We start from the raw sequence: 17,553 nt of genomic DNA on the forward strand, positions 1-17,553 counted from the left end.
ATAAAAATAGGCGTACTAGGTGCCGGAACAATGGGAGCAGGAATTGCTCAAGTAGCAGCTCAATCTGGGCATGAAGTTGTTTTAGTTGATGTCAATCAGGTTCAATTAGATAAAGCAAAAATCGCTTTGATGAAGATTCTTGATCGCATGATTGAAAAAGGAAGCTTAGATGACACTGGAAAAACTGCTATTGTAGGAAGAATGCAATTTTCTACTCAGGTAACTGATTTCAAAGGTTCAGGATTGATTATTGAAGCAATTGTAGAGAAAATAGAAGTAAAACATCTTGTTTTTAAAGAAATCGAAGAAATCGTTGGAGTAGATTGTATCATCGCATCGAACACTTCTTCTTTGTCAATTGCATCGATTGGTTCCGTATTAAAAGTTCCTTCACGGGTAATAGGAATCCATTTTTTCAATCCAGCTCCATTAATGCCATTGGTAGAAATTATTCCAGCGGTTCAAACCAACACTGAAACCTTGAATACTGCAAAATCAATCATTGATTCTTGGAATAAAGTGACAGTTGTTTGTAAAGACACACCCGGATTTATCGTAAATCGAGTTGCTCGACCATTTTATGGAGAAGCTTTGCGTATTTATGAAGAAGGAATTGCGGATTTTGCTACAATCGATTGGGCAATGACCGAATTAGCCGGATTTAGAATGGGACCATTTACCTTAATGGATTACATTGGAAACGATATCAATTATACAGTAACCGAAACCGTTTTTGCAGCATTTTACTATGATCCACGTTTCAAACCCGCTTTTACTCAAAAAAGGCACATGGAAGCTGGGTTCTTAGGAAGAAAAACAGCCCGTGGATTTTATGATTATTCGGAAGGTATTGCTTTGCCAGCTCCAAACAAGGATGAGAAATTAGGACAACAAATTGTGGATCGTATCTTGGCAATGTTGATTAATGAAGCTTACGATGCTTTGTTTTTGAATATTGCGAGTCGAGAAGCCATTGATTTGGCGATGACCAAAGGAGTGAATTATCCAAAAGGATTATTGGCTTGGTCGGAAGAAATAGGATTGAAAACCGTTTTGAGTAGATTAGAAGATTTGTTTCAAGAATATGGAGAAGACAGGTATCGTCCGAATCCGTTGTTGAAACGATTAGCAAAATGAAAAATAAGTAGGGGTGAAAAATTTTTCGCCCCTACTTATTTTATATCAACTCAGCTTCCAAGGTGATTGCAAAACTAAAAGCCCCACTAACTGGACAGTTTTTTTCTGCACCTTTTGCAATACGTTGAAATTCCTCATCAGAAATCCCAGGAATTTTTGCCGTTAGTTTCAATGCTGAAAGTGTAATTTTTCCGTTGTCCAAAGTAATACTTGAACTTGTTTTCAATTCTCCAGGAGTATAACCCGCTTCTGTTAGGTCTGCGCTTAGTTTCATAGTGAAACAACCTGCATGCGCCGCTGCGAGTAATTCCTCTGGATTTGTTCCAATACCTTCCTCAAAACGCGAACCGAATGAATATTGAGTTTTATTTAAAGTAGTACTCTGTGTTGTTATATATCCACTTCCTTCTTTGATGGTTCCGTTCCAAACGGCTTCTGCTTTTCTTTTCATGGAATTTTAGTTTTGATGTTAATTTAAGGATAAACAAAATCAAGAAAGAAATAATTGTCACAAAAAAAGAGAAGACTGATTGAAATTAGTTTTCTTCGATTAATTCAATATGGTCTATTGAGAGTGTTTTCGTCAAGTTCGAGTTATTTATAAACCGGAACTCAACACCTCTCATAAATTGAGATGTTTTTATTTTGACAGTATAGTAGTTGTAATCATCATTCATTTCCGATTCGAAAACTTGTTCATTCAGGAGTGTTTCTTGAGGATTATTTGCACCAATATTAATTACACCTAGATATTGATCAGATTTTTCACCAATTGCCTTTATGTGATAACGGACGGTATAATTTCCAGGAGGCAAAGTAATATAAGGACCATATGCTATGATTTTTTCACTTTTATTTTTCAAATCGGGTTTTAGTCGAACAATTTTCTGGTTGTTTTCTGTTGCAATATACTCTGAAAGTAATTGAGGGATTTTTATTGTTTGAGTAATTGGAAGTCTCTTATAACGACAAATATGCCCTCCTCCTAAAAAGAATTCTTTACCAGATTTAAGTAAGGTAAATCCAAATTGACGAACAGTATCAGGAAATTTATCCATCCAAGCATCTCGAATGAGGTAGATTTTTTTTTGTGCTAGAACATCATCAACTATCATTTGCTTTCTAATAGGTGAAAGATCATTTGGAGTCGCTTTTATTTGGTCAGGATTCGGAGAGGCAGCTCGAAATGCCCACCAATAATCTGCAATTATTCCAATTTTACCCAATCGGTCAAATTCTCTGGCGGTTTCTGCAGCTGGTTTTAATCCTTCTGGTCTGAGATATTTGTTTAGATGAATTGTACTTACAGTTCCAATTAAAACGGTTAAACCTACAAACACATTAAATGCAATCTTTTTTAATTTACTTAACTCCACATGTTCAAAAAGAATAAGAATTATCATTGAGCAAGCAATATAGGTTCCAATGAAATACCTATTTCCCATTCCATTCAGAAAAACCCAATGGGAAAGAAAAATAACACCAAGTATTCCAATAAAATCAAAAAGGAAATAAAGAAGCCATTTTTCTTGATTTTTTTGAATTTTAATTTTCTTTTGAACGAGAAATAGAATTAGAAGACCTACAATTATAATAACAGACCAAGCATATAGGCCCATGAAATAGCTCTCATCGCGAAAGGCGAGAAAGTCCCAAATAGCATTTTTTACAATGATTAGTCCATTTAGGATATCATCAAACTGATTAATCGATGAGAAATTTTCGGTTTTTTGAGTCGCGTATGCTTTCGCATAAACAATAAAACGAGTACAGGTAAAGCTTCCAATAATTAGATAAAACCAAACTTCTGGTCTGATTTTCATAGATCGCGTCCGATAAATATGATGTGCAAGTATAGCTAATAGTAAAAGGGAAATAGAAGGAATGGCTAAGTCAGATGCCCAAATGGAAATTCCAAAAAGAAGTGTAATAGCTATTAATAGGAGGTGATTTTTCCAATAAAAAAATGAGTGTTGGCTAAAATTCAATTTTTTGATTAGATAAATCGAAAATGCGATAAAGCTATATTGAACTCCTATTGGGTATCTTGTAATATCAATAAATCGTTGAAATGGAAGAAATAAAATACACGCAAACAATAGTTTGGTAGAACGTTTTTGTAAAATGGAAGAAAAACCAATGTATCCTAGAATTAGAATCAAGTAATTGGTTAAAGAAACGGATCTTATTGCAGAATACCCAAATACTTTTATAAAAAACTGACTAATCAACGGAATAATTGTCCCTCCTCTATCTTGTCCCCAGCAATAATGATCTTCTGGTAATTTATAATAATGAGCCATTAAGATATTCAGCCCATCATCTGAATTTAAAAACGGATAGTTTGTAGATGAATATAGGGAGTATGAAAGAATAATAATTATGGATAATCCGACATAATAAATAATTTTCTTTTGGAATTCACTCACTTCAAACATACACCGATTTTGGTTCGGCAAATGTACTAATCAAAATGAGTTTATCTAGAGTAGATTTATTTGCGGAAAGCTTTATTTCAATTCTTTCAATCGTTTTTCGGCTTGTTTGCTGTAATAGCCTTTTTGATTTTTGATTTTCGAGAATAATTCCCTTGCGCTGTGTTTATCTCCATTTGCTAACCTACTTTCGGCTAAATACCATTCTGCTTCATCATTGAAATTAGAGAATTCAAGTTGTAAACAAGCAGAAAAGTTAACACATGCATCGTTGTATTGGCCTAAATTGTAATAACACCAAGCAGCATAGAATCGGGCATTCACATCATCTGGATACGTTTTAATGATTTCATTGAAGCGAGATAAAGCTTGTTTCCACTTTCCGCGATTTGTATAATTTAACGATTTGTCCAAATAATCCATGTAAGGAATATTTACCAGCTTTACCTGTGGCTCTTCCTGTACAACGTCGTTTGAATCTTCTTGATTTGCAGGAATACCAGTTAAGATTATTTGTTCAATTTGTACTGTCGGCTTACTTCTATATTGAGAATAATCAATCGCTTTTAAGTCGTGTTTGTAAATTTCTTTCGCTATTTTTTGCTTCGAAACAGTGACCGGTTTTTGTTCAACCATAGCTGGAAGTGGTTCTAAAACAAATTCAGGGAAAGGAATTTCAACGTTTTCTTCCTTTTTTTCCGTTGCAGGCAAATTTTTGATTTCTGTTTGAGTAGTCTTTATTTCTCGTACTGTAATTTGATCTGCTCTAGGAATAACAATCAATGTGTCTATTTCTTCTGGGATCTTCAGGTCTGTGTTTTCTACTTTTACTAAAAGTGGATTGCTGTCTTTGGGTGAATTGTTGTTTTTTGAAACTACAAAAAAAGTAATTACAAGAAGAACAATTACAGATAATCCTATAATATAAGGGGTGAAGTTGTTTTTAGGTAAATTCAATTTTCGATCAATTTGTTTCATTTGAGACAAAGGAATCCCTGAACTTTTCCATCCTTCGAGCGCATCACGATCAAAGTCATCCAACTTTTCATTTGGATTCTTCTCCGAGAATTCGCGAAGAATTTTCTCAAATTCCGTGCGAGATATGTGATCTTTATTCTTCATGACTTTCCATCCAAATTTTTAAATTCCGTTTTCCATTTTGAATTGAACTCTTCACTGTATTTAATGGGATGTTCAATTCTTCGCTAATTTCTTGATAGCTTTTATCCTGTAAATAGAACAATTCAATGCAAATACGCTGCTCATCTTTTAAATGTGTAATGGCTTGTTCTAGTTTGGTAAGTTTAATTTCTCGTTCCTTTTGTTCATCTATTTCATGGCTTTGATCTTGCAATAAGTTTTCATGAATGGGTGTTTGATGTGTTTTTTGTTTCCGAAGATGGATCAAACATTCGTTTTTGGTCACTTGATACAACCAGGATTTGAAATGTTGAATCGTATGTTTTTCTATTTTTTGATTCAATTCTCCGAATATTTTCATGGTTGCATCTTCTGCATCTTCATAACGTTTGAGGTATTTTAGGCATGTTCCTAAAACCAAATGTCCGTAACGTTCATATAATAGAGGTATCGTAAACAAGTTTTCTTCTTGCTTGTAAAGCTGGATTAAATCCAAATCCGACAGATTATTGTACTTCTTATGCCTACGTTGAAACAACATCATGACATAGAGATGCATTAAATGAAACAATTCCATAAAATAGTTATACTATATATAAAAGTAAGCACTTAAATTTACAACTATATGAGTGAGCTGAAAAGAATTGGAGTTTTGACTTCTGGTGGAGATTCACCAGGAATGAATGCGTGTATTCGTGCAGTGGTGAAAGCTGGAATCGGAAAAGGGATACAGGTATTTGGGATTGAAGATGGATATAAAGGAATGATTGAGGATCGAATTCGAGAATTAACCTATACAGACGTTAATAATATCATTCATTTGGGAGGTACAATCTTAGGAACTGCAAGGAGTGAGGAATTCAAATTGAAGGAATGGCGAGAAAAAGCAGTTGCTAATTTAAGAAAACTCCAAATCGAAGCACTTATATTAATAGGTGGTGATGGAACTTTTGCTGGAGGAATGACATTAACGAATGAATTCGATATTCCTATTATAGGTATTCCTGGTACAATAGATAATGATATCCACGGCACAGAATTTACGATAGGTTATGATACTTGTTTGAATACAGTTGTAGAGGCGGTGGATAAAATTAGAGATACTGCTTCAAGCCATCATCGAGTGTTTTTCATTGAAGTAATGGGAAGAGCTTCTGGTTATATCGCATTGAATACGGCAATTGCTAGTGGAGCTGAGTCAGTACTAATTCCAGAAACAGTTACGGACATTCCTTTATTGGCAGATCAAATCCGAAATCAAAATAAAGGAATCCGAAGTTCTATTATTATAGTTGCTGAAGGCGATGAAGAGGGAGGTGCAAAAGAAATCATGAAAAAGGTAAAGCCTTATCTTGAAACTTATGATTTGAAGTGTTCCATTCTTGGACATATCCAACGTGGTGGGAGTCCATCTGCTTTCGACCGAATTCTTGCAACAAGAATGGGGGTAAAGGCAGTTGAATTACTTTTTGAAGGAAAAAAATCAATGATGATCGGTCAAATTGGAAGAGATTTAGTCTTTCACAATATATTAGAGGGAACAACAGATCACGTTTCAAAAGACGACTCAGGCATTGGATTACTCAAATTGTTACTGACAAAGGGGTAGACTTAATAATTTTCTAAAAAAAAGTTTTCGATTTAAAACATAAGTTATCAATGTGTTAAGTCTATCGTAAGGATTTCCTTCAAAAATAACTTTACAAAAAGCTTGTAAAAGTAAAAGAAGTGGGTACCTTTGCCCCCGCTTAGAACGATAAGCACTTCGGAAACGGAGGGAATTGAAAAGCTAGAAAGGTCATCAAAAAAAAGTTTTTAAGAAAAGCTTGTTAAAATAAAAAAGATGATTACTTTTGCACCCCGCTTAGAACGCTAAGCATGGAGCAATCCAGAAAAGGAGTTGAGAAGAAGGAAAAAGAGTAATCAAAAAAAAGTTTTTAAAAAGCTTGCAAGTATAAAAAAGATGATTACCTTTGCACCCCGCTTAACAACGGAAAGCCAGCAAGCGAGCGGTTTAGGAAGATTAAGGGTTTGAAAATAAAGTTTAATTTTTTTTTCACAAACACTTGTTAAAAAGAAAAACTTGCTTACCTTTGCAACCCTGAAACACTAAAGGGAAATAAAAAAGAGAACAACGGTTCGCTTTTAAAATTGAAAACGAAAGCTTAGCTTTTATATAAAGAAAGACAAAATTAACAACGGTTATAAAATTAAGTCTTACAGTTAATAAAGAGTTGACCCTCTTAGTAACGACAAAAAAGTTCTTTGACAGATTAGGAAATAAGGAAACAGCGTAAACAGAAAAATTAAACGAGCACATCAACAAATTCAAAGTTTTTTACAACGGAGAGTTTGATCCTGGCTCAGGATGAACGCTAGCGGCAGGCCTAACACATGCAAGTCGAGGGGTAGCAGGATAAAGCTTGCTTTATTGCTGACGACCGGCGCACGGGTGCGTAACGCGTATGCAACCTACCTTATACTGGGGTATAGCCCGGAGAAATTCGGATTAATCCCCCATAGTATTATTGAATCGCATGGTTTGATAATTAAAGGTTACGGTATAAGATGGGCATGCGTCCCATTAGCTAGATGGTGAGGTAACGGCTCACCATGGCGACGATGGGTAGGGGGCCTGAGAGGGTGGTCCCCCACACTGGTACTGAGACACGGACCAGACTCCTACGGGAGGCAGCAGTGAGGAATATTGGTCAATGGGCGCAAGCCTGAACCAGCCATGCCGCGTGCAGGAAGACGGTCCTATGGATTGTAAACTGCTTTTATTAGGGAATAAACCTCTTTACGTGTAGAGAGCTGAAGGTACCTAATGAATAAGCACCGGCTAACTCCGTGCCAGCAGCCGCGGTAATACGGAGGGTGCAAGCGTTATCCGGAATCATTGGGTTTAAAGGGTCCGCAGGCGGTCTTATAAGTCAGTGGTGAAATCCTACAGCTCAACTGTAGAACTGCCATTGATACTGTAAGACTTGAATTCGATCGAAGTGGGCGGAATATGACATGTAGCGGTGAAATGCTTAGATATGTCATAGAACACCGATAGCGAAGGCAGCTCACTAGGTCTGGATTGACGCTCAGGGACGAAAGCGTGGGGAGCAAACAGGATTAGATACCCTGGTAGTCCACGCCGTAAACTATCAATACTCGTTCTCAGCCCTTTAGGGGTTGGGGACCAAGCGAAAGTGATAAGTATTGCACCTGGGGAGTACGATCGCAAGGTTGAAACTCAAAGGAATTGACGGGGGCCCGCACAAGCGGTGGAGCATGTGGTTTAATTCGATGATACGCGAGGAACCTTACCAGGGCTTAAATGTAGAGGGAATATAGTGGAAACATTATAGTCTTCGGACCGTCTACAAGGTGCTGCATGGCTGTCGTCAGCTCGTGCCGTGAGGTGTTGGGTTAAGTCCCGCAACGAGCGCAACCCCTATCTTTAGTTGCCAGCGAGTCATGTCGGGGACTCTAAAGAAACTGCCTACGCAAGTAGTGAGGAAGGCGGGGACGACGTCAAGTCATCACGGCCCTTACGTCCTGGGCCACACACGTGCTACAATGGTCGGTACAGAGGGCAGCTACCTAGCGATAGGATGCGAATCTCGAAAGCCGATCTCAGTTCGGATTGGAGTCTGCAACTCGACTCTATGAAGCTGGAATCGCTAGTAATCGCGCATCAGCCATGGCGCGGTGAATACGTTCCCGGGCCTTGTACACACCGCCCGTCAAACAATGGAAGCTGGGGGTGCCTGAAGTCGGTAACCGTAAGGAGCTGCCTAGGGTAAAACTAGTAACTGGTGTTAAGTCGTAACAAGGTAGCCGTACCGGAAGGTGCGGCTGGAACATCTCCTTTCTAGAGGCTCGTTTAGTCGTAAACGTTGTTTCCATTTCTTAATCTATTGAAATTAAAAGTCCTCCCCTTACAGGAGTCAGAAAGTAGGAGGGACTAAACAGTCCCGTAGCTCAGTTGGTTAGAGCACTACACTGATAATGTAGGGGTCAGCGGTTCAAATCCGCTCGGGACTACAAACAAACTTTGATATATTGTTTTTTAACGAAAAAATAATATATCCTATAAAGTTCTTTGACATATTGGAATTGATTGAAGTAATAAGAATAATTAGTAGAGATATTAATAAGTTACTAAGGGCACACGGGGGATGCCTTGGCTCTCAGAGGCGAAGAAAGACGTGATAAGCTGCGATAAGCTACGGGGATTTGCAAATAAGATTTGATCCGTAGATTTCTGAATGGGGAAACCTAGCTAGTTGAAGACTAGTTACACGTAAGTGGGCGAACGCGCTGAACTGAAACATCTAAGTAGGCGTAGGAAGAGAAAACAATAGTGATTTCCGGAGTAGCGGCGAGCGAAATGGAAATAGCCCAAACCAGGTTTGTTTCGGCAGATCTGGGGTTGTAGGACTAAGATGTGGACTATTATATTATAGAGGAAGCGTTTGGAAATTCGCTCCATAGAAGGTGAAAGGCCTGTACTCGAAATAGTATAATTACCTAGTAGTATCCTGAGTAGGGCGGGACATGTGAAATCCTGTCTGAATCAACCGGAACCATCCGGTAAGGCTAAATACTCCTGAGAGACCGATAGCGAACGAGTACCGTGAGGGAAAGGTGAAAAGAACCCTGAACAAGGGAGTGAAATAGACCCTGAAACCGTGTGCCTACAAGCGGTCGGAGCCTTAATTGGTGACGGCGTGCCTTTTGCATAATGATCCTACGAGTTACTCCTCATTGGCAAGGTTAAGGTATTAAGTACCGGAGCCGAAGCGAAAGCGAGTCTGAATAGGGCGCTTTAGTCAGTGGGGGTAGACGCGAAACCTTGTGATCTACCCATGGGCAGGTTGAAGTTCCAGTAACATGGAATGGAGGACCGAACCGATAAACGTTGAAAAGTTTCCGGATGACCTGTGGGTAGGGGTGAAAGGCCAATCAAACTGGGAAATAGCTCGTACTCCCCGAAATGCATTTAGGTGCAGCGTTGTGGTAGAGTCATATAGAGGTAGAGCTACTGATTGGACTAGGGGGCTTCACCGCCTACCAAATCCTGACAAACTCCGAATGCTATATGATATACACAGCAGTGAGGGCATGGGTGCTAAGGTCCATGTCCGAGAGGGAAAGAACCCAGACCATCAGCTAAGGTCCCCAAATATACACTAAGTTGAACTAACGTTGTGCGGTTGCATTGACAGCTAGGATGTTGGCTTGGAAGCAGCCATTCATTTAAAGAGTGCGTAACAGCTCACTAGTCGAGCGATCGTGCGTGGATAATAAGCGGGCATTAAGTGTATTACCGAAGCTATGGATTCGTAATTTATTACGTCTGGTAGGGGAGCATTCTAGTCAGCGTCGAAGGTGCATGGTGATGTGTGCTGGAGCGGCTAGAAAAGCAAATGTAGGAATAAGTAACGATAATGCAGGCGAGAAACCTGCACACCGAAAGACTAAGGTTTTCTGGGCGACGCTAATCGTCCCAGAGTTAGTCGGGACCTAACGCGAACCCGAAGGGGGTAGTGGATGGCAAACGGGTTAATATTCCCGTACTTGCTTTAACTGCGATGGGGTGACGGAGTATTGAAAGGACCGCGCACTGACGGAATAGTGCGTTGAAGGTTGTAGCTATATTTTGGATAGTTAAATGCGTTCAGAATGGCAAAGACCGATAGTACCGCGCGGCTTCGGCCAAGTGGATAGTGTCCCTAAAAGCTTCCAAGAAAAACCTCTAAGCTTCAGGTTAAAGCAACTCGTACCGTAAACCGACACAGGTAGTCGAGGAGAGAATCCTAAGGTGCTCGAGTGATTCATGGCTAAGGAACTAGGCAAAATGGTCTCGTAACTTCGGGAGAAGAGACGCCACAGCAATGTGGCCGCAGTGAATAGGCCCAGGCGACTGTTTATCAAAAACACATGGCTTTGCAAAATCGAAAGATGAAGTATAAGGCCTGACACCTGCCCGGTGCTGGAAGGTTAAGAGGAGATGTTAGTTTCGGCGAAGCATTGAATTGAAGCCCCAGTAAACGGCGGCCGTAACTATAACGGTCCTAAGGTAGCGAAATTCCTTGTCGGGTAAGTTCCGACCTGCACGAATGGTGTAACGATCTGGGTACTGTCTCAGCCATGAGCTCGGTGAAATTGTAGTATCGGTGAAGATGCCGATTACCCGCAACGGGACGAAAAGACCCCGTGAACCTTTACTATAGCTTCACATTGATATTGGGTAATTCATGTGTAGGATAGGTTGGAGACTTTGAGGCTGCGTCGCTAGGCGTAGATTAGTCGTCCTTGAAATACAACCCTTGAATTATCTGATGTCTAATTCTCCTCTGGGGAAGACATTGTGTGGTGGGTAGTTTGACTGGGGTGGTCGCCTCCAAAAGAGTAACGGAGGCTCCTAAAGGTACCCTCAGCACGCTTGGTAACCGTGCGTAGAGTGTAATGGCATAAGGGTGCTTGACTGAGAGACCGACAAGTCGACCAGGTAGGAAACTAGAGCATAGTGATCCGGTGGTTCCGTATGGAAGGGCCATCGCTCAAAGGATAAAAGGTACTCCGGGGATAACAGGCTGATCACTCCCAAGAGCTCACATCGACGGAGTGGTTTGGCACCTCGATGTCGGCTCGTCACATCCTGGGGCTGGAGAAGGTCCCAAGGGTTGGGCTGTTCGCCCATTAAAGTGGCACGCGAGCTGGGTTCAGAACGTCGTGAGACAGTTCGGTCTCTATCTGTTGTGGGCGTTAGAAATTTGAGAGGACCTGCCTCTAGTACGAGAGGACCGGGGTGGACGAACCTCTGGTGTACCTGTTGTGGCGCCAGCTGCATCGCAGGGTAGCTATGTTCGGATGAGATAAGCGCTGAAAGCATCTAAGCACGAAACTCACCTCAAGATGAGATTTCTTTTAAGGGTCGTGGAAGACGACCACGTTGATAGGCTACAGGTGTAAAGACAGTAATGTCAAAGCCGAGTAGTACTAATTACCCGTAGACTTATAATACCTCTTTTTCTTATTACTTCAATCGCCAATTCGTCAAGATCTTAAGAAATTAAGAATGATGAATCAAGAATGCAGAGATTAACTTCTCATAATTCAACATTCATAACTCATCATTCCACGATTTTAGGTGTCTATAGCAACGAGGTCCACCTCTTCCCATTCCGAACAGAGAAGTTAAGCCCGTTAGCGCTGATGGTACTGCCCTTTTGAGGGTGGGAGAGTAAGTCGATGCCACTTTTATAAACCCTTACAGTTTTCTGTAAGGGTTTTTTTGTGACCTTTTTTTGTAGGTAATGTTATACCTCGTTCTTGATCATAAGCTACTATCAGTGGCCTAATTGATGGAAGAAACCCTGATAACTATCAGAACGATGATACTTTTATAAAAGCCATTACCCATAAAGAAATGGCTTTTTGTGTTTATACCCCCTTCTATCCGGAATTTATGAGCGAAATTATTAATAGATCTAACTAGTGGGATATCTAAAAAGTGTTTTATAAGACATATTAGCAGTTTTTTATACAATAATTGATTTGAATATAAATGAATCCTGATATTGAAATTCTTCCAAGGAAATATTATTTATAATTTAGTTGTGATATTTCTACAAATAGTGGTATGTATTGTTTTTATGCTTTTTGATAGATTTGTAAATTTTATATCAATCTCCTGATCAATTATTAAAAATCTATGTTTTAGAGCCAATTATGATGATTATAAAAAGGTTTAACTTAGATAGCACGTTTGCTTTTTCCAAGGATTAACTTAACTATCCGAAAAATACTTTTATTTAAAATCGAAAAGACTAGTAGGAGGTTTTGATTCTAATGAATCGTTTATTGTTTCTGATTTGGAACCTCTTAAATTTGATTAATTGATTCACAATTTTTGCTTCAGGTTCGATAATTAGGAGATACTCACACAAGAGTTATCCAACTAAATTCAATTGCTCACTCATTGTTATTCATAAAAGATAAAAAATATTCAATAAAAAAGCCCTTCCACATATATGAAAGGGCATCTAAATTATTTTGAGAGATTAATTAAAAAACCTCTGAATCAGCAAAATGAAATTTTCCTTCGATCGCAGCATTTTCATCAGAATCAGACCCGTGAACAGCATTTCTACCTTTAGATTCAGCATAGTACTTACGAATTGTACCTTCTGCAGCCTCTGCAGGATCTGTCGCTCCAATTAAATTACGGAAATCAACAACAGCATTGTCTTTTTCTAAGATTGCAGCCACAATTGGTCCAGATGTCATATATTCAACTAACTCACCATAAAACGGGCGTTCAGAATGCACTTCATAAAACTTTTTTGCTTGATCCTCAGTTAAACGAGTCAATTTCATCGCTTTAATAGAAAATCCTGCTTGGATGATCATATCAATAATTTTACCCATGTGACCATTTTCGATCGCATCTGGTTTTAACATAGTAAATGTTCTGTTACCTGACATCTTATTTGTGATTTGAATTTCGGTGCAAAAGTACAACTATTTCTGCATTTTAGCATTGCCAATAAGTGTGAATTTCAATTTTTAGTCTAATCTAAAAAAATATTTTTATATTTGTAAAAATAATCTTAAATATGCTCCGGTTAACGCAAAGTGAAGAAAACTACCTGAAAGCTATATTTACTCTAAGTCAGGAAGATACAGGCGCAATATCTACAAATGATTTGGCGGAGAAAATGTGTACAAAAGCATCGTCGGTTACTGATATGCTCAAGAAACTTTCAGAGAAACAATTACTAGAATACCAAAAATATCAAGGATGTGAATTGACTACTTTGGGGAATTCATTTGCACTAGCAATTATTCGTAAACATAGACTCTGGGAGACGTTTTTGGTAAGTACGCTCCATTTTGGTTGGGATGAAGTACATGATATCGCAGAGCAATTGGAGCATATTCAGTCTACAGAATTGACAGATAGATTGGATGAGTTTTTAGGATTTCCGAAAGTGGACCCTCATGGAGAGCCCATTCCAAACAAAGATGGGAAAATTGAATCTGTAACAAATCGGATCTTGCTTTCAGATGCCTCAATCGGAATGAAGGCAATTATTATGGGAGTGGAAGATGATCAAACAGAGTTTTTACAATATTTAAGTAAAATCGGATTAAATCTGGGTACGCAAATTCATGTATTGGATAAATTAACCTTCGATGGGTCAATTCTGATTGAAATGAATCAAAAGGAAATTCAATTTTCAACTGCAATTACGAAACAGATTTCTATCAAACCTCTATGAAAGGGTTTACTTATATAGCAATTCTCTTTTTCACATTACTTAGTTGTAAGGTTCAAAAGAAAAAGGAAAATGAGAAATTAATCGTTTGCTCTACTTCTATTTTGGCTGATTGTGTAAAACAAGTTGTAGGAGAAAAGCTTGACGTGAAATCTCTAATGGGGCCTGGAGTTGATCCCCATACTTATAACCCAAGACCAAGTGATATTGTTCTTTTGAATGATGCGAAATTGGTTGTTTATACTGGGTTTCATTTGGAAGGAAAGATGGCAGAATTGTTTATTCGATTATCGGAACGAAAAGCCGTTGTATCTGTTCAATTGGACTTCCCAACCAATAAAGTCTTGTTTACTGATAAAATAACTCCGGATCCGCATGTTTGGTTCGATACGGATTCTTGGATTCAAGGAATGAATGGAGTAGTAGATCAATTAATCGAACTTTACCCACAACATGAATTGGAATTCCGAGAAAACTTCTACCATTTCATGCTAAAAGTGGAACATAAAACTGCTCAATTAAAAGAAAAATTGGCCGAAATTCCAAAGGGCAAAAGGGTGTTAATTACTTCTCACGACGCTTTTCATTATTTTGGAAGAACATTTGATATTCGCGTGAAAGCTTTACAGGGAGTATCAACTTCGCAAGAACCTGGAGTAAGAGATATTGTTGATTTAGTTGACTTCATTGTCAAGAATGATATCAAAGCCATTTTTGTAGAGAATTCTGTGAGTCCTAAAGCTTTGAATAGTGTTCTAAGTTCTGTGACAAGAAGAGGCCATCAGGTAACTATTGGAGGAACGCTTTTCTCAGATGCACTTGGATCGAAAGGAAGTGGTGCAGACACATACATTGGAATGTTGAATCACAATGTAATTTCTATAAAAGAAGGATTGGAATGAAAAAAGCAATTGAAATAAAAGGCTTGACGATTTCTTATAAAGAGATGCTGGCATTGGATAACATTTCAGTATCTATTGAATCGGGTAAAATAACAGGGATTATTGGTCCAAACGGTTCAGGGAAATCAACGATGCTCAAAGGTATTTTAGGAATTGTCCCAATTTCAAGCGGAGAAGTATCGTTTTTTGGAAATACTTTAGAGAAATACCGTTCCAAAATCGCATATGTTCCTCAACGAGAATCTATTGATTGGGATTTCCCTATTACAGTAGAAGAAGTGGTTGCTATGGGGAGGATTCAGCCTAAGAAGTGGTGGGCACGAACAACCTCATTAGACAAACAGATTGTGAAAGAAACTCTTAAAAAGGTACAACTTTCAGAATTTGGAACCCGACAAATAGGTCAATTATCTGGTGGACAGCAACAGCGTGTTTTTTTGGCGAGAGCGCTTGCTCAAGAAGCAGAGTTGATTGTCATGGACGAGCCTTTTGTAGGAATTGATATGGCTTCTCAGGATGCGATTTTAGCAATCGTTCAAAAATTGCGAGATGCAGGAAAAACAATCGTTATCGTTCATCACGATTTATCGGTAGTCGCTCAATATTTTGATGATGTTGTTCTTCTAAATAAGAAACTAATCGCTCATGGGCCAATTGATTCCATTTTGAAGGCGGAGAATATTGAAAAAGCGTATGGAATGACATTTTTACTAAATAGAAAATAAGAACTGAACAATAATTTAGAGACTTTAAGATGGATTTAAGTATTTGGATCGTATTTATCGGAACTGCATTGATAGGAATCTGTGCGGCCTTAGTTGGAACATTTACTTTTTTGCAAAAAAAATCATTGATTGGCGATGCTATTTCACATGCTATTTTACCAGGAATTGTTTTAGCATATATGGCTACTGGCTATCGAAGTACTGCTGTTTTGATGTTGGGAGCTTTTATCGCAGGTTGGCTTGCTACTCAACAAATATCTTGGTTACAGCGTAAAACCAAATTGAAATCAGACACGATAGTTGCTGCGACTTTGAGTATCTTCTTTGCTTTTGGGTTGGCATTACTTTCATACATTCAAGGCCGACCAGACGATGGACAAGCTGGTCTGAGTGATTTTTTGTTCGGGAAAATAGCTGCATTGAATCTCACGGATTTGATTCTGTTTTCCATCGTTTCCTTTGTAATTATCACAATGGTATTTTTCAGATATCGAGTGATGTTTAGTTTTGCTTTCAACAAAGAATTTATGATTAGCAAAGGATTTTCGATTCGTTGGAATGATTTTATTTTGAACTCTATGACAATTTTGGTCGTAGCAATGGGAGTCCAAGCGGTTGGAGTTGTATTGATGTCAGCCTTGTTGATTATTCCTGTTTTGACTGCTAGAATGCTGACTTACAAGTTCAATCAACTCATAATCTTAGCTTTAATTTTCGGAACTTTTTCTTCTTTAGTAGGGTCTTTCATATCAATCTTGGGACGAAATATTCCAACAGGACCATGTATTATATTGGTTTTGAGTTTATGTGCAATAATCGTAGCGTTCATTGTTAGAATGCAATCTAAAACAAAGAGCTATGGAAAATGATGTACTAATGATTCTAACGGCTTGTTCAGTAGCCATTCCGGCCTCTTTATTGGGTGTTTTATTGGTTTCAAAGAGTTTGGTAATGGTAGGTGACGCTATTTCGCATGCTGTTTTACCAGGAATCGTAGTTGCTTATTTATTGAGTGGATCCAGAGATTCCTTTCCCATGTTAATAGGAGCTGCAACGACAGGTTTCTTAACCACTTTCATAATCGACTTCATTCGCAAACGATGGAAAGTTCAAGAGGATGCAGCCATTGGTTTTACATTTACTTTTTTATTTGCTCTTGGCGTCTTGATGATTGCTTTATTTGCAGGTAAAAATAGTGACTTGGATCAGGAATGTGTGTTGTATGGAGATTTAGAAACTTCCATTTTAGATCAAGTTATTTTTGATGGATACCTCTATGGAACAAAAGCTATTTTACAATTATTACCACTAACGATTGTTCTTCTTTTTGTTCTCATAGTAGGATTCAAAGGATGGAAAATTTGGGCTTTCAATCCGCATTTTGGATCATTTATTGGAATTCCTATTAAGTTTTTTCAGTTGACTTTAATGTTACTCTTAAGTATTCATGCGGTTTTAAGCTTTGAAAGTGTTGGAGTTATTCTTGTGGTGGGATTATTAGTTCTTCCTGCAGCTACAGCTCTACAATTTTCAAAGACTTTAAAGACAACTTTTTATTATTCGGCATGCATAGGAATCGTATCATGTATCCTTGGAGTATTTCTTGGAAAATGGATTAATATTTCAATTTCTCCTCTAATTGTTTGCGTAAATGGCCTGATTTTCATCGGTTCTGTTATTCTCACGTCACAAAGCGTTAAGGCTAAATTGAACTAAAGGCATATCTAAAATCATTTCAAGAATACAAGAATCAAATGATTAATGGCGTTAAAAAAAGCAAAATTTATTGTGTGATTCAAGAAACTGATGTATCTTTGTTTCAAGAACGACAATTTCATAGTTGTTAGTTTTGGGTTTTATAGTTTTAGCATGGTTTAGCTTAAAGAGGAGTAAATTTTAATGAATTTACTCCTCTTTTTGTTTTTATCTGTTC

12 protein-coding genes, 1 tRNA gene and 3 rRNA genes are annotated in these 17,553 nt (G+C 38.2%); 11 read left to right on the plus strand and 5 right to left on the minus strand.

All coding sequences use genetic code 11. The features are described 5' to 3' along the window. A complete protein-coding gene (locus tag FLUTA_RS12480; RefSeq protein WP_043024298.1) occupies positions 1 to 1,137 on the plus strand; it encodes a 3-hydroxyacyl-CoA dehydrogenase NAD-binding domain-containing protein in 1,137 nt (378 codons plus the stop codon). 40 nt (positions 1,138 to 1,177) lie between these two features. Here the strand turns inward: FLUTA_RS12480 and FLUTA_RS12485 are convergent, their stop codons facing one another. The 4 genes from FLUTA_RS12485 to FLUTA_RS12500 all read right to left on the minus strand — a co-directional run bounded on the left by FLUTA_RS12485 (position 1,178) and on the right by FLUTA_RS12500 (position 5,289). Then, complete coding sequence (locus tag FLUTA_RS12485; RefSeq protein WP_013687246.1) at positions 1,178 to 1,588, minus strand: OsmC family peroxiredoxin; 411 nt, start codon at positions 1,586 to 1,588, stop codon at positions 1,178 to 1,180. 85 nt (positions 1,589 to 1,673) lie between these two features. Next, positions 1,674 to 3,575, minus strand: coding sequence for a hypothetical protein (locus FLUTA_RS12490; protein WP_013687247.1), 1,902 nt, complete (start codon positions 3,573 to 3,575; stop codon positions 1,674 to 1,676). 72 nt (positions 3,576 to 3,647) lie between these two features. After that, entirely contained in the window at positions 3,648 to 4,694 is a 1,047-nt protein-coding gene (locus tag FLUTA_RS12495) for a tetratricopeptide repeat protein (protein WP_013687248.1), read from the minus strand. After that, positions 4,684 to 5,289 (minus strand): RNA polymerase sigma factor, encoded by a 606-nt coding sequence (locus FLUTA_RS12500; RefSeq protein ID WP_083800556.1) that lies wholly within the window; start codon positions 5,287 to 5,289, stop codon positions 4,684 to 4,686. The genes FLUTA_RS12495 and FLUTA_RS12500 overlap by 11 nt, the downstream gene beginning before the upstream one ends. A gap of 48 nt (positions 5,290 to 5,337) precedes the next feature. Here FLUTA_RS12500 and pfkA point away from each other — a divergent pair, with 48 nt between their 5' ends. The 5 genes from pfkA to rrf all read left to right on the plus strand — a co-directional run bounded on the left by pfkA (position 5,338) and on the right by rrf (position 11,972). Continuing rightward, positions 5,338 to 6,321, plus strand: a complete 984-nt coding sequence (gene pfkA, locus FLUTA_RS12505; RefSeq protein WP_013687250.1) for a 6-phosphofructokinase — start codon at positions 5,338 to 5,340, stop codon at positions 6,319 to 6,321. 731 nt (positions 6,322 to 7,052) lie between these two features. Further along, positions 7,053 to 8,577 (plus strand): 16S ribosomal RNA (locus FLUTA_RS12510). A 99-nt stretch (positions 8,578 to 8,676) separates the two neighbouring features. Next, positions 8,677 to 8,750: transfer RNA gene (locus FLUTA_RS12515), tRNA-Ile, on the plus strand. A 107-nt stretch (positions 8,751 to 8,857) separates the two neighbouring features. Next, a 23S ribosomal RNA gene (locus tag FLUTA_RS12520) occupies positions 8,858 to 11,735 on the plus strand. A gap of 123 nt (positions 11,736 to 11,858) precedes the next feature. Next, a 5S ribosomal RNA gene (gene rrf / locus FLUTA_RS12525) occupies positions 11,859 to 11,972 on the plus strand. Together the 16S, 23S and 5S rRNA genes with 1 tRNA gene alongside form the textbook arrangement of a ribosomal RNA operon. 807 nt (positions 11,973 to 12,779) lie before the next feature. Here rrf and FLUTA_RS12530 read toward each other — a convergent pair. After that, the gene (locus FLUTA_RS12530; protein ID WP_013687251.1) at positions 12,780 to 13,199 is read right to left on the minus strand and encodes a nucleoside-diphosphate kinase; all 420 of its coding nucleotides are present in this window, start codon (positions 13,197 to 13,199) and stop codon (positions 12,780 to 12,782) included. A 131-nt stretch (positions 13,200 to 13,330) separates the two neighbouring features. Between FLUTA_RS12530 and FLUTA_RS12535 the strand changes: the two genes are divergently transcribed. Genes FLUTA_RS12535 through FLUTA_RS12555 form a run of 5 tightly spaced genes read left to right on the plus strand, consistent with a single transcriptional unit; the run spans position 13,331 to position 17,336 of the window. After that, positions 13,331 to 13,996 carry a metal-dependent transcriptional regulator gene (locus FLUTA_RS12535; protein WP_013687252.1) on the plus strand — a complete coding sequence of 222 codons (666 nt, stop codon included), beginning with the start codon at positions 13,331 to 13,333 and terminating at the stop codon, positions 13,994 to 13,996. Next, positions 13,993 to 14,895, plus strand: a complete 903-nt coding sequence (locus tag FLUTA_RS12540) for a metal ABC transporter solute-binding protein, Zn/Mn family (RefSeq protein ID WP_013687253.1) — start codon at positions 13,993 to 13,995, stop codon at positions 14,893 to 14,895. Before FLUTA_RS12535 ends, FLUTA_RS12540 begins: the two co-directional genes overlap by 4 nt. Next, positions 14,892 to 15,620, plus strand: coding sequence for a metal ABC transporter ATP-binding protein (locus FLUTA_RS12545; protein WP_013687254.1), 729 nt, complete (start codon positions 14,892 to 14,894; stop codon positions 15,618 to 15,620). Before FLUTA_RS12540 ends, FLUTA_RS12545 begins: the two co-directional genes overlap by 4 nt. Positions 15,621 to 15,649: 29 nt before the next feature. Next, positions 15,650 to 16,489: a metal ABC transporter permease gene (locus tag FLUTA_RS12550; RefSeq protein WP_013687255.1), complete on the plus strand. Its 840-nt coding sequence runs from the start codon at positions 15,650 to 15,652 to the stop codon at positions 16,487 to 16,489. Beyond that, positions 16,479 to 17,336, plus strand: coding sequence for a metal ABC transporter permease (locus tag FLUTA_RS12555; protein WP_013687256.1), 858 nt, complete (start codon positions 16,479 to 16,481; stop codon positions 17,334 to 17,336). Before FLUTA_RS12550 ends, FLUTA_RS12555 begins: the two co-directional genes overlap by 11 nt. Positions 17,337 to 17,553: the final 217 nt, after the last annotated feature.

The organism is Fluviicola taffensis DSM 16823 (assembly GCF_000194605.1).
Classification (GTDB): Bacteria; Bacteroidota; Bacteroidia; order Flavobacteriales_D; family Crocinitomicaceae; genus Fluviicola; species Fluviicola taffensis.

What these genes read in the sequence shown, in the direction of transcription:
- FLUTA_RS12485 (WP_013687246.1), bottom strand. Translation starts at nt 1,588, where the DNA reads ATGAAAAGAAAAGCAGAAGCCGTTTGGAACGGAACCATCAAAGAAGGA.
- FLUTA_RS12490 (WP_013687247.1), bottom strand. Translation starts at nt 3,575, where the DNA reads ATGTTTGAAGTGAGTGAATTCCAAAAGAAAATTATTTATTATGTCGGA.
- FLUTA_RS12495 (WP_013687248.1), bottom strand. Translation starts at nt 4,694, where the DNA reads ATGAAGAATAAAGATCACATATCTCGCACGGAATTTGAGAAAATTCTT.
- FLUTA_RS12500 (WP_083800556.1), bottom strand. Translation starts at nt 5,289, where the DNA reads ATGGAATTGTTTCATTTAATGCATCTCTATGTCATGATGTTGTTTCAA.
- pfkA (WP_013687250.1), top strand. Translation starts at nt 5,338, where the DNA reads ATGAGTGAGCTGAAAAGAATTGGAGTTTTGACTTCTGGTGGAGATTCA.
- FLUTA_RS12530 (WP_013687251.1), bottom strand. Translation starts at nt 13,199, where the DNA reads ATGTCAGGTAACAGAACATTTACTATGTTAAAACCAGATGCGATCGAA.
- FLUTA_RS12535 (WP_013687252.1), top strand. Translation starts at nt 13,331, where the DNA reads ATGCTCCGGTTAACGCAAAGTGAAGAAAACTACCTGAAAGCTATATTT.
- FLUTA_RS12540 (WP_013687253.1), top strand. Translation starts at nt 13,993, where the DNA reads ATGAAAGGGTTTACTTATATAGCAATTCTCTTTTTCACATTACTTAGT.
- FLUTA_RS12545 (WP_013687254.1), top strand. Translation starts at nt 14,892, where the DNA reads ATGAAAAAAGCAATTGAAATAAAAGGCTTGACGATTTCTTATAAAGAG.
- FLUTA_RS12550 (WP_013687255.1), top strand. Translation starts at nt 15,650, where the DNA reads ATGGATTTAAGTATTTGGATCGTATTTATCGGAACTGCATTGATAGGA.
- FLUTA_RS12555 (WP_013687256.1), top strand. Translation starts at nt 16,479, where the DNA reads ATGGAAAATGATGTACTAATGATTCTAACGGCTTGTTCAGTAGCCATT.